This window comes from Alteromonas sp. DYW1 (assembly GCF_059752595.1).
The window spans coordinates 99,870-112,462 of the sequence record NZ_CM186038.1; the positions used below are offsets into that span (position 1 = coordinate 99,870).

Annotated in this window: 11 protein-coding genes; all 11 read left to right on the forward strand. The window is 46.8% G+C overall.

Going from position 1 to position 12,593, the window contains the following annotated elements:
* Positions 1-44: 44 nt before the first annotated feature.
* The 11 genes from AC121Z_RS00425 to ctaD all read left to right on the forward strand — a co-directional run bounded on the left by AC121Z_RS00425 (position 45) and on the right by ctaD (position 12,588).
* Positions 45-716 (forward strand): MotA/TolQ/ExbB proton channel family protein, encoded by a 672-nt coding sequence (locus AC121Z_RS00425; protein ID WP_100658504.1) that lies wholly within the window; start codon positions 45-47, stop codon positions 714-716.
* Between the two features lie 5 nt (positions 717-721).
* Positions 722-1,270 (forward strand): biopolymer transporter ExbD, encoded by a 549-nt coding sequence (locus AC121Z_RS00430; protein ID WP_498125710.1) that lies wholly within the window; start codon positions 722-724, stop codon positions 1,268-1,270.
* A complete protein-coding gene (locus tag AC121Z_RS00435) occupies positions 1,267-1,803 on the forward strand; it encodes an ExbD/TolR family protein (protein ID WP_498125712.1) in 537 nt (178 codons plus the stop codon). Before AC121Z_RS00430 ends, AC121Z_RS00435 begins: the two co-directional genes overlap by 4 nt.
* On the forward strand, positions 1,800-2,789 hold the full coding sequence (locus AC121Z_RS00440) for an AgmX/PglI C-terminal domain-containing protein (protein ID WP_498125714.1): 990 nt from the start codon (positions 1,800-1,802) through the stop codon (positions 2,787-2,789). The genes AC121Z_RS00435 and AC121Z_RS00440 overlap by 4 nt, the downstream gene beginning before the upstream one ends.
* Positions 2,790-2,904: 115 nt before the next feature.
* A complete protein-coding gene (gene lexA, locus AC121Z_RS00445; protein ID WP_498125716.1) occupies positions 2,905-3,531 on the forward strand; it encodes a transcriptional repressor LexA in 627 nt (208 codons plus the stop codon).
* Between the two features lie 374 nt (positions 3,532-3,905).
* Positions 3,906-5,120, forward strand: a complete 1,215-nt coding sequence (locus tag AC121Z_RS00450; RefSeq protein WP_498125718.1) for a hypothetical protein — start codon at positions 3,906-3,908, stop codon at positions 5,118-5,120.
* Positions 5,117-6,130 carry a hypothetical protein gene (locus tag AC121Z_RS00455; RefSeq protein WP_498125720.1) on the forward strand — a complete coding sequence of 338 codons (1,014 nt, stop codon included), beginning with the start codon at positions 5,117-5,119 and terminating at the stop codon, positions 6,128-6,130. The genes AC121Z_RS00450 and AC121Z_RS00455 overlap by 4 nt, the downstream gene beginning before the upstream one ends.
* Position 6,131: 1 nt before the next feature.
* Complete coding sequence (locus AC121Z_RS00460; protein WP_498125722.1) at positions 6,132-9,200, forward strand: efflux RND transporter permease subunit; 3,069 nt, start codon at positions 6,132-6,134, stop codon at positions 9,198-9,200.
* Complete coding sequence (locus tag AC121Z_RS00465) at positions 9,193-9,498, forward strand: DUF3240 family protein (protein ID WP_498125723.1); 306 nt, start codon at positions 9,193-9,195, stop codon at positions 9,496-9,498. Before AC121Z_RS00460 ends, AC121Z_RS00465 begins: the two co-directional genes overlap by 8 nt.
* Positions 9,499-9,786: 288 nt before the next feature.
* Positions 9,787-10,941, forward strand: a complete 1,155-nt coding sequence (coxB, locus tag AC121Z_RS00470; protein WP_498125725.1) for a cytochrome c oxidase subunit II — start codon at positions 9,787-9,789, stop codon at positions 10,939-10,941.
* A gap of 9 nt (positions 10,942-10,950) precedes the next feature.
* Positions 10,951-12,588 carry a cytochrome c oxidase subunit I gene (gene ctaD / locus AC121Z_RS00475; protein WP_498125726.1) on the forward strand — a complete coding sequence of 546 codons (1,638 nt, stop codon included), beginning with the start codon at positions 10,951-10,953 and terminating at the stop codon, positions 12,586-12,588.
* The last annotated feature ends 5 nt before the right edge of the window (positions 12,589-12,593 follow it).

Below are 12,593 nucleotides of genomic sequence, written 5' to 3' on the forward strand. Positions count from 1 at the left end.
GATTTTGACTGATATTGTCAGTTTTGCATAACGGGAGATCCCCTATGGATATGATGCAGGTGGTGGTTCGCTTTTTTCAGGAAGGTGGCCCCTTTATGTTTCCAATCGCGATTGTGTTAGCGCTAGGTTTGGCGGTTGCCATCGAGCGCTACATTTACCTGAGTATGGCGCGTCGTACCAATAAAACTGCGTTCGCACAAATAGAGCCTTTGCTGGTAGCCAATCGATTGGAGCAGATCCTATCGATTGGTAAAAATAGCAGTGCGCCAATTGCTCGTGTTATCGCTGCAGGCATTGCGCGCTTGAGCATCAGTCCGCGGCGCGAAGACATTGAATATGCAATGGAAGAGGGCTTAATGGAATCGATCCCGCGCCTTGAAAAACGCACAGGTTACTTGGGCACGCTGGCTAACATATCTACTTTGCTTGGTTTGTTGGGCACCATCATTGGCTTGATTGCAGCATTCTCGGCGGTAGCCAATGCTGATCCAGCCGAAAAGGCCAGTCTGTTGTCACAAAGTATTTCGGTTGCTATGAATACCACAGCATTTGGCTTGATTGCGGCAATTCCCCTACTGGCGTTTCATTCATTACTGCAAACCAAGACCACGGAAATTATTGATAGCATGGAAATGGCCGGTGTGAAGTGTTTAAACACCTTAATCGCAAGTCATAATATAAAGCCGCAAACCCGCGCCTCTGATAGTCAAGAGTAACTGTTATGCTAGGCCGCAAAGGGCAACATAAACGGCTGCGTCAGGATGCCGAACTGGATATCACATCGTTCATGAACTTGATGATCGTGTTGGTGCCGGTTTTGCTAATGATGATGGTGTTCTCGCGCATTACGGTGGTCGAGCTTGCCTTACCTGGACTCAGCGAGTCCGCGACCCCACAAGAAATCGAGAATCAATCCTTGGAAGTGTTGGTTACACAACAAGGTATGTCAGTGTATTTCCCGCAAGGTTATCTAGTGCGTGACATACCATTAGTCACAAACACTGAAAGCGAGCAGATGGAACAAGATTTTCAGTTACTGCAGGAAACCCTTAAGCAAGTCAAGCAAGCGCTATTAGCAAAAGACGCAGATAAAGACGATTTGGTGCTGTTACTCGACGATGATGTTCCTTATCAGACCATTGTCAGCTTAATTGATACCGTACGCTCCTACCCAGATGTTGTTGCTGCTTCGGTGGTGCCAGCCGAGTTGTTCCCGAATGTCTCTTTTGCGGATGCACCGCAGCGCTCCTCATCGGCGGAGGTGCCATGAAACAATCGGTTAGAGCCAAACGTATGGCGCGCCACCACAAGCGACTCTCTGCACAAGGTAAGCTCAGCTTAGTATCACTGATGGACATTTTTACTATCTTGGTGTTTTTTCTGATGCTCAACGCCTCAGATGTACAAGTATTGCAAAATGATCGTTCTCTGACGTTGCCTAAATCAACGGCAGATAATGCAGCGGAAGAACAATTACTGCTCACCATCAGTCAGCAACGTCTCATGTTAGATGGCATTCTTTTAATGACCTTAGAGCAGGTGGCGAATAGCTCCACAGATATCCTCGAACCTCTCAGCGACGAATTGGCCTTACGTAAGCGCTTGCGGCAGCATAGCAACAGCTCACAGACAACAGCTGAAACTCCCCGTTATGCGCTCACTATAATGGGGGATGAAGCAGTTGAGTATCGTGTGCTGAAGAAAATCATGCAGACCTGCGCGCAAGCAGGCTATAACGACATTTCATTAGCCGTAGAATATGTTGAAGGTGACGCGACAGCATCAGTAGAGGCTGCGCCATGATCGCAGTCTCTCCGTATTATTTCTCTACCTTACCATGGTCTAGTGGTGAACAAGAAAACCGTCGTTTTCTGCGCATTGTTGCCGGTGTGGTTGGGCTGACGTTGATATTCGCTGTGGCGATTGGACTTACCCAGTTACCGGAACAAAGCCGCGAAGAGAAAGCCAAACTTCCACCGCAACTCGCCAAGTTGATTGTGGCTGAGCCACCAGCACCGATTGAGTTACCTGAGCCTGAACCGATTGCGCCGGAAACAGTTATTGAGCAACCGGAGGAGGACATTCCTGAACCGGAAGAAATTCCACCACCAGAGCCGATAGAAGAGGCCGTTGCAGCTAAACCGGTTGTAGTTGAGCCTTCCCAAGAAGAGAAACTGCAAGTGGCCAAAGAAACCGCCGCAAAAGCCGGTGTGATGAATTTTACCGATGACTTGGCAAGTTTGCGCGAGTCATTGAGTTTGCAGAATATGGCTGATTCAGAATTGACTGAGGGAGCCGGTGCACAAGCAGATACCAGCCGTAAATTGATTGGTCAATCATTGGCAACGGATAGCGGTAACTTAAATACCGCGAATCTATCCAAGACCGCGGGTGCTCGGGGCACTTTAGCAGAACGTAAGACCACCGAGTTTGATGCGCCTACCGAAGGATCGGCAGCGTTAGCAAAACAACAAATTAATAAAGCGCCGGAAGTTAAAGGTGATCGCAGCGTTGAATCAATTCGCCGCACCCTCGCGCAGAATGATGGTGGACTCTATTCCCTGTATCGTCGCGCGTTACGGTCTGAGCCGGAACTACAGGGTAAGCTTACAATCCGTTTAACCATTCAGCCCTCTGGGGTGCTTTCTAGTGTCGAACTGGTGGGTACAGATTTGGCCTCAGACGATCTTATTCAGCGTCTAATTGCACGCATACGCTTAATCAGTTTTGGAGCGCAAGATGTGACAACGACGGAAATCGAATATACCTATAATTTTTTACCGTTCTAGTTGATTTGCTCCTATCTGGACGGGCGGAGTGCCCGTCCAAATTGTTTTAAACTGCTTGTATACTCTGTTTAACTGTATATACTCACAGTTAACTGTATAGAAAAACAGGCTGTTTATGCGTCCACTAACTCAACGACAAGAAGAAGTCCTCACCCTTATAAAATCCACAATGGCAGATACGGGCATGCCGCCCACGCGTGCTGAAATTGCCCGCGAGTTAGGGTTTAAGTCGGCTAATGCAGCCGAAGAGCATCTCAAAGCATTGGCACGTAAAGGCGTGATCGAAATCCTGCCGGGTACATCACGCGGTATAAAGCTCAATATTCCATTAGACGACAGCTTTGAAGAGGAGTTGGGATTGCCCTTAATTGGTCGTGTAGCGGCAGGTGAGCCTATTTTGGCGCAGGAACATGTGGAATCTCATTACAAAGTAGATCCCGCTTTATTTCACCCACAAGCTGACTTTTTACTGCGTGTTAACGGTATGAGTATGAAGGACATCGGGATCTTGGACGGCGATTTGCTTGCCGTGCATCGCACAACAGATGTTCACAACGGTCAAGTTGTCGTCGCGCGCGTTGACGAAGATGTAACAGTGAAGCGTTTGGAGAAGCGCGGGCGAGAGGTTTTATTGCACGCCGAAAACGACGAATTCAAACCGATAAAAGTTGATCTAGCATCACAGCCGTTCTCAATTGAGGGAATTGCAGTAGGGGTCATCCGGAATACTGATTGGATGTAATTTGCCGATAAATAGATAGTTAACGAGCGTTAGATGCATAAGGCACTATCGCTCATACTATTATTTATATGCCGCACCTGTAGCATGGCTTTATTGTTTTTTTATCTCTCACTGCTTCTCCCTATTAATAGTGTTTATTATGGTGTGGTTGCACTCTTTTTAAAATAATCACTGACACGTTATCCCAACCAATCGCTCAATCGTTATCGACAGAAGCCCTGTACCGCATGTCACTAGAAGCTCTCCGCATACCGAGCAAGAAATAAAAATCCATATAAAACAGTCACATATAATGGCATGAGACATTTGTCCAATGGCTTATGCTGGCATTTGATTGCACTATGAGGGCATTCCTAAAGAGAAGAATGTGTGTGATGACCAAGTCTTTATTCTTACAACGCTGTCAAAGTGGTTTTGTTAGTCGTTCCCTATTTATTCTGGCCTTGTTTTGCGCAGCAAGTTGGGCAGACGACACATTGACATTGCAACAATTGCAAAAGAGTGCAGAAGACCGTCTCAATGCGACGGCAGATCCTATTGTTATGCAACGCCAATATGCTGAAGATGTTCGACGTTGGCTCGCGAGTCCCTTAATGCTTGATATTACCGCTTTGCAATCAGACACTGCGTTAGGAACGGATGAGCTAGAAGTCGCGTTAAACATGGAATTAAACTCCTTAACGACGGTAAGATTGCAAGATGAGTTCAGTGACGTTTCGGCGCAGATCAATCGGGCGATATCCAGACAGCAAGATCTGTTCTACGCAGGTATTGTGCGCCAGATCGTATGGGAGCGAGTGTTAGCTGAGCATGAGCTTGCTCACCAACGAGACAAACTGGCCTGGATTCGAGAGTATGGCGATCAACTCAAGCAACGCCATGACAGCAGGGAAATTTCGAGTTTTGTGTACCTGCAATGGCAGCAACAACAATTGCAGCTAGAGCAAAGCCTAATCGCTGCCGAGCATGATTTACAGCGGGTGTTAGCTCGTTATCATGAATCGTTTGGCACTTCACAGCTTCCTCAAACGTACATCGAAGATCTACCCCCGCTTGAAAATATTGAAGTCCATCCAAGTTTAGCGCTTGCTACCCTGCGTTATGAGCTTGGTCGCAAGGCCACAGAGCTTACCCAATCCTCCGCGCATACGTGGCGGTTGGGTTTCTTACTCAAGCAAATCAATACAGCTGGGTTACGTGAAAACCAGTTAGGGATCTCAGTTGGTATTCCCCTCACTGTCGCTGGGAATACCAACATTCAAACTACGACAGAGTGGCAAATAATGCAGCAAACCCTTAAGCAGGAATGGATTACACGCAGACTGGATTTGCACCAGCAAGCACAGAATGCGCAAGCAGAGTTAGCGTCCTTGCGTCAACAACTAGCCATTCAAACTGAGATAGCGAACATCGGTCAGCAATTGTCGGCTCATCTCCAGCAATTGAAACAACAAAGCGAGCTTGAGTATACCGCGTGGTTGAATGAGAGGTTGAAGCAAATGGACTTTGTATATGAGCGCGAGAAGTTGGTACTCACTCGCAGTCAGTTGCAAGCCAAATTAAATCAAATCTATGGAGTTGCATTATGATCCGTTTATGTTTAATCGCATTATTGCTGCATAGCGCAACTCTGGTTGCTGAAACGCGGGTGGAATTAGCTGAGCTGGGAAGCTTCGAGTTGCAATTCTCGCCGGTTAGTGAGTCCCCCACCTATCTTGCAAAGCCCGTTTGGGGAATTGTTAAGGCTAGACCAACCGACAGTTTTGTGTTGCGCGCGCCGATTAATCCGCAACAACGTTTGTACTTGGTTGGTGATGGGCAAACAGTGCAGCAAGGTCAAGTGGTTGCGAAATTGGTGGGGAGTGAAATCCATCACTTCAAGGAGCGTTTGGCCAGCCAACAAGTCATTGTAGCCCAAGCTAAGCAGCGCTATGAAACTAATCAAGCTTTGGTTGCCCAACAGGCTATTAGCCAAGAGCGTTGGCAAAGCATTATGGCTTACTATTTCGAACAGGACCTACTCTTGGGTCATCTCAAACACTTTGCCGAATTGCTCGAATTCACAGATAAGCCAGATGAAGCATATTTGCTAAGTCCGCTTGCCGGGATTTTCCGCCACACTGAGTTGTTAGATAATGACGAAGCCGACCTAGGGCAAGTAATCCCGCACAGTACGCTGCGCATTAACACACAGCTTTCACTGCATATCGCGCAAGATATTGTCGCGCTGCAGCATGAGTCATGCAGATTCCCCGTAGACAGTTGGAGAGTTACTGTATCTGGATTATCTGTATCACTCTGGACTCAGCCGGTGGCTGAAACCTGTGATTTGAAATCGGGCGCAGGTAAAGTCCTACACCCAGTCATCAATAAGCCGACTTATGCGGTTCCGGCTGCCAGTGTGTTCCAGTTTGAGGGGCGAACGACGGTAGCAAAATTAATCAGCAATGCTGTGCTTCTGGTGCCTGTAGAAATAGTCGGTGCGACGGCACAAGATAAAGTTCTTATTGCGCCAGTAGCAGTGTTGCGCGGGGCTGATGTACTGAGTACTTCGGTAAGTGCGCTGCAAGGAGTACTGCTGGGTTTAGGGGAGGAATAGCGTGTTAGCTAAGCTCATTCAATTTTCGTTGACCCAACGCTTAGTAGTAATCGCTGTTTTCATTACTGCAGTCGTTAGTGGTATCTACACGTGGTTAAGCTTACCCATTGATGCTTTCCCTGATATTTCACCCACCCAAGTAAATGTGATTATCCAAGCCAGTGGTATGACAGCTGAAGAGATTGAAGCACAGATCACTCAACCGATAGAAACTGAACTGCTAGGGATCCCGCAACAGACCATCCTGCGTTCTACCACTAAATATGCGATTGCTTCCATTACCCTCGACTTTGAGCAGGGGACCGATATCTATTGGGCGCGGCAACAAGTTGCGGAACGCTTAAATACGCTCTGGCCAACCCTACCTGAGATTGCTACGGGTGGCGTAGCTCCAATGAGTACGCCACTGAGTGAGATGTTTATGTTCACAGTCGAGAATCCGACGTTATCACTGACAGAGCGTAAACATATCATCGACTGGCAAATCAGACCTGCGCTTCGCACTGTTCCTGGCGTAGCAGATGTCAATGTGCTCGGTGGCTTTACGCGCACTATTCAGTTTTCTCCTGATATTTATGCAATGGGAATTCTTGGGATCACGCTTGAGGATATTGAAGCCGGTATTAATCGACAAAACCTAAACGGCAGCGTAGGTCGCATTGACGTTGGCGTTGATTCGCTGATTGTGCGAACGCAGGGGAGAGTTACCACCCTTGAGGAAATTGGCGAGATGGTGGTGGCATTCGATAATGGAAATCCCATTCGGCTTGTTCAACTTGGCGAGCTCTCGTTTGGTACATTAACTCGCTACGGAGGAGTTACTCGCAATGGAGTTGAAGCAACTCAAGGGTTAGTCGTCGCGCTAAAAAACAGTAATACAGCAGAGGTAGTTGAAGGGGTCTTAGCCAAACTCAGTGATATTGAAGCAGGCCTTCCTCCAGGGACATCGGTCAATGTGTTTTACAATCGCAAGAACTTGATCGATACCGCTGTATCAACGATTACTAGTGCGTTAGGTCAAGCGGTTGTTATCGTTGTGTTATTGCTCGCGTTATTCCTAGGCCGATTAGGCGCTTCGTTTGTTGTTGCATGTGTGATCCCTGTGGCGGTTTTACTGACTTTTATTTTGATGAAGTGGAGTGGCTTAACCGCCAACTTGATGAGCCTGGGAGGCATTGTTATAGCCATTGGCATGCTAGTTGATGCCGCAGTCGTTATTGTTGAAAATATAGTCACTAAGCTAGCGTCGCAACCGCAACTGCCACGACTTCATGTTATTTATCGCGCCACTAGCGCCGTAGCTGCACCTGTCATTGCCGGCACACTAATTGTATTGATTGTTTTCTCGCCGTTGTTAACTTTGACGGGGTTGGAAGGTAAGTTGTTCAGCCCGGTAGCTTTGACAATCGTCTTTGCAATGTCTGCGGCATTGATCACAGCATTTACTTTAATCCCAGCGCTGGCATCACTACTAATTAAACGTAAGGAAAATGCATCGCCAATTTTACTTCAACGTATGCAGTCTATGTACGCGAGCAGTTTGCAGGGAGCGCTCAATAAACCCAAGCTGTTAATCGCGGTCAGTGTTTTGATGTTATTACTAACCGCATTAGTGTTTAATCAAATGGGTAAAACGTTCATGCCCACGTTGGACGAGGGCGATATTATTGTGCAGTTGGAGAAGTCACCGACAATTTCTTTGCAAGCGTCGCTGGATATAGACAAACAAATTGAGCGCGCGATTTTAGACAATATACCTGAAGTTTTGCAAGTTGTTGCTCGTACGGGTTCAGATGAATTGGGGTTAGATCCCATGAGCCTCAACGAGACTGATATCTTTATGCAACTGGCTCCAAGAGAGACTTGGCGCTTTGCCCAAAAAGCAGATTTGATACAGGCCATTCGTGACCTATTACAAAATTTTCCGGGCATAAATATAGGTTTTACCCAACCCATTCAAATGCGCGTCTCAGAAATGCTAACTGGCAGCACGGGTATGGTAAGCGTAAAAGTATTTGGAGATGACGTCGCCATGTTAGCCGGATTGGCGGAGCGCCTGGCAGCAATTGTGCATCAAGTAGAAGGGGCTGTCGATGTCCAAATGACTCTGATAGAGGGTGGTGATTATCTGCAAATTATTCCTCACCCTTATATTGCAGAACAGCTCAACATGGACGTAAAAGCCTTAACCGAGCAGCTGCAAAGTCAAATTAACGGTAAGCGGGTGAGTCAGTTGGTGAATGGTAGAATTATCACGCCTATCCAGTTTTCTAATCCGAATACCGGTATCGCATCTATCAACTCAGTTAGCGCATTAGCTTCTTTACCCATTATGCTACCCAGCGGCGAGATCGTTGAATTAGGTAGTATTGCTACGTTGAAGATGAAAGCGGGGCCTGCACTTATCGAGAGGGAAAACGCGGCCCGGTTTGCGATTGTCGCCACAAATGTAGAGGGCAGGGATTTAGTATCCTTTGTTGAGCAACTACAAGCCACCGTTGCTGAGCAGATGTCTCTGCCTGCAGGGTACAATGTGACGTTCGGTGGAGAGTTCGAGAATCAAGTTAGGGCAAGTCGCAATCTACTAACGGTTATTCCTGTAGTGTTGTTATTGATCGTGATTATCCTGTTTAGCTTATTTCGCAGCTTTAAAGTGGCAGGATTAATCATGGCGAATGTGCCATTTGCACTAATGGGCGGGGTGTTATCACTTTGGTTAGCCAATCAATTTGTTTCCGTTCCAGCGTCCATTGGCTTTATTGCGTTGCTAGGAGTTGCAGTGCTGAATGGTGTCGTAATGATTGACCAGTTTACTCAACAACGGGCGTTTAAAAGCAAGCTTGACGACCTAGTGGTTGAGAGTGCTGTAACGAGGTTGCGGCCGATTCTAATGACAGCGACGACAGCTATTTTTGGTCTATTGCCATTGGCTTTTGCATCTGGTCCTGGCGCAGAGATCCAAAAACCACTTGCGATAGTGGTTATCGGCGGGCTGATTACTTCAACCGCTATCACTTTATACTTGTTGCCTGCGATGTATTACTTAGTGGAGAAGCGAAACAATGTCTAAGGTCTTATTAACCGTTTTTGTGACTAATCGTTTACGTGAAAATGTCGTTGATACATTGATTGCCTTGAATGAGTGTCAGGGTTTTACAATCACTAAAGCAGAAGGCTACAGCAGAGAGCATGCTAAGTATGATCTTAACGAGCAGGTTGCGGGTTACAGAAGTGTTATTAAAATAGATGTGCTGCACAATAAGGAACACTCCAAGTGCATAATTGACGCGCTCGCCACGATTAGAAGTGAGCATCCTATGCGTTATTGGCTCACTCCCGTCTTTGATGAAGGTGTCATTTCTTGCTAATCCGCGGTTGCATGTGAAACATTCCTGCAAATAACAAATGAATACTAAGAGTGCATTGATATTTATCAATGTCGCTAGTGTTTTCGTTTAAAAAACAATCGATTGTTAAAAAAAAATTGAGAAAACACTAGACTAAACCTACCTATCCGAGTAATTCTTATACACTTCTTAACAAAAGAATAACAAAAGTCGAAAAGACTATTTACAAATAGGTGATGGACAAGACGCCATACACCTCGTTTTCGCGCTTAAAAATCGAACTATAAAGAACTTCCACGGAGGTGTTGAGTGAGATCGCTCTTATACAAGGCTGCCGCCACGCTTGGACTATTCACGGCTGGAACTGCGTTAGCAGAAACCGCCACTAAGGGGGATCCCTACCAATTAAACCTGCGCACCGGCGTAACCGATATCAGTAATCAGGTGTATGACCTGCACATGCTGATGTTTGTGATCTGCGTTGTTATCGCTGTACTGGTATTTGGGGTCATGTTCATCTCTATGTACTTACATCGTAAATCGCGCGGTGCTAAACCGGCGAATTTCCATGAAAGTGTCAAGGTTGAAATCGCCTGGACCGTGGTACCTTTCCTGATCTTGATTGGAATGGCTATTCCCGCGGCGAAAACCTTGATAGCGATGGAAGATACCTCTGAGCCAGATATGACCGTCTTGGTGACGGGCTCTCAATGGAAATGGCATTACAAATATATGGACAACGAGGTTGAATACTTCTCGTTGTTAGCCACACCACAGAATCAAATTCAAAATCGCTATGCGAAAGGCGAAAACTACTTACTTGAAGTGGATCGTCCACTGGTTATTCCAACCGGTCAAAAGGTGCGATTCTTGATCACGTCAGATGATGTTATTCATTCATGGTGGGTGCCTGATTTTGCCGTTAAGAAGGATGCTAATCCGGGCTTCATCAACGAAGCTTGGACGATGGTTAATGAGCCAGGTATCTATCGCGGCCAGTGCGCAGAGCTGTGCGGTAAAGACCATGGCTACATGCCGGTAGTCGTTATTGCCAAAGAACCTGCAGAGTATCAGGCGTGGATCAACGAACAAGAAGACATTCAGCGCAAAGCCCGCGAAGAAGAGCAACGACTTCTAGCAATGAGCATGAGTATGGAAGAGCTAATGGCTGAAGGTGAACGTGTTTACTTAGCTGCATGTGCGGCCTGCCATATGCCTAATGGTGAAGGTTTACCTGGTGTATTCCCTGCACTTAAGGGCAGCCCAATGGCGCTAAATGACATTCCCGCGCACATTGATATTGTACTTAACGGCAAAACCGGCACAGCCATGCAGGCCTTTGGTAAGCAATTGACCTTATCTGAAATTGCTGCTGTGGTTACTTACGAGCGTAATGCTTGGGGGAACAACACCGGTGAGATGGTGCAAGCTAAAGACGTTAATGCAATCGCGACTGGACAATAGGAGAGAGTGATGAGTTCTGTAACTGAAAACGTAGATCATGACGCTACTCACGGCCAGAGCGTCGATGGGCATGATAGTCACGGCCACGATGATCACCATCATGCGCCACCGAGCGGCATAAAGCGCTGGTTATTTACGACTAACCATAAAGACATTGGTACCTTGTACCTATGGTTTGCCTTCATCATGTTCTTAGTTGGCGGTGCGATGGCAATGGTCATTCGTGCTGAATTATTCCAGCCAGGTTTACAAATTGTCGACCCTAATTTCTTCAACCAAATGACTACGGTGCATGGTTTGATCATGGTCTTTGGTGCGGTTATGCCGGCGTTTACTGGCCTAGCTAACTGGCTGGTGCCGATGATGATTGGTGCGCCAGATATGGCGCTGCCGCGCATGAATAATTGGAGCTTTTGGATCCTGCCATTTGCGTTCTTAATCTTGCTTTCATCGTTATTTGTTGAAGGTGGTGGCCCGGCATTCGGTTGGACGTTCTATGCACCATTGTCAACGACGTATAGCAGTGATAGTACAGCCCTATTTGTATTTTCAGTACACATTATGGGTATCAGTTCGATTATGGGGGCGATTAACGTCATCGTAACGATTTTCAATATGCGTGCACCTGGCATGACCTATATGAAAATGCCATTGTTCGTGTGGACTTGGTTGATCACGGCCTTCTTATTGATTGCTGTAATGCCAGTACTCGCAGGTGTGGTAACCATGGTTCTAACCGATAAATATTTCGGCACTAGCTTCTTTGATGCCGCGGGCGGTGGTGACCCAGTTTTATTCCAGCACATCTTCTGGTTCTTCGGGCATCCTGAAGTTTACATAATGATATTGCCAGCCTTTGGTATTATCTCGCAGATCATTCCAACGTTCTCGCGCAAGAAGCTGTTCGGTTACTCATCGATGGTTTATGCGACGGCATCGATTGCCTTGCTATCCTTCATCGTTTGGGCCCACCACATGTTTACCACCGGGATGCCTGTAGCTGCAGAAATGTTCTTCATGTTTGCGACGATGCTGATTTCAGTGCCTACCGGCGTGAAAGTATTTAACTGGGTCGCGACAATGTGGCGCGGCTCTATGACTTTCGAAGTACCGATGCTGTTTGCGATTGCCTTCGTTGTATTGTTTACCATTGGTGGTTTGTCAGGGCTCATGTTGGCGATCACACCGGTAGACTTCCAGTACCACGATACCTACTTTGTCGTTGCTCATTTCCATTATGTATTGGTGACGGGGGCCATCTTCTCCATCATGGCGGCGGTATATTACTGGTTGCCTAAATGGACGGGGCGCATGTTTGACATCACCCTAGCGAAATGGCATTTCTGGTGTTCATTAATTTCTGTGAACGTGCTGTTCTTCCCAATGCATTTTGTTGGCTTAGCCGGTATGCCACGTCGGATCCCGGATTACGCATTACAGTTTGCTGATTTCAATAAGTGGATCAGTATTGGTGGTTTCGCCTTTGGTTTATCGCAACTGATTTTCTTGGCTTTGCTGATTAAAGCGTGCCGTAAGCAAGGTGAAAAAGTCTCTGATCAGGTTTGGGAAGGGGCTGAAGGTTTGGAGTGGGAGATCCCATCACCGGCGCCTTACCACACCTTTGAAACACCACCGGTCGTTAAGTAGGACTT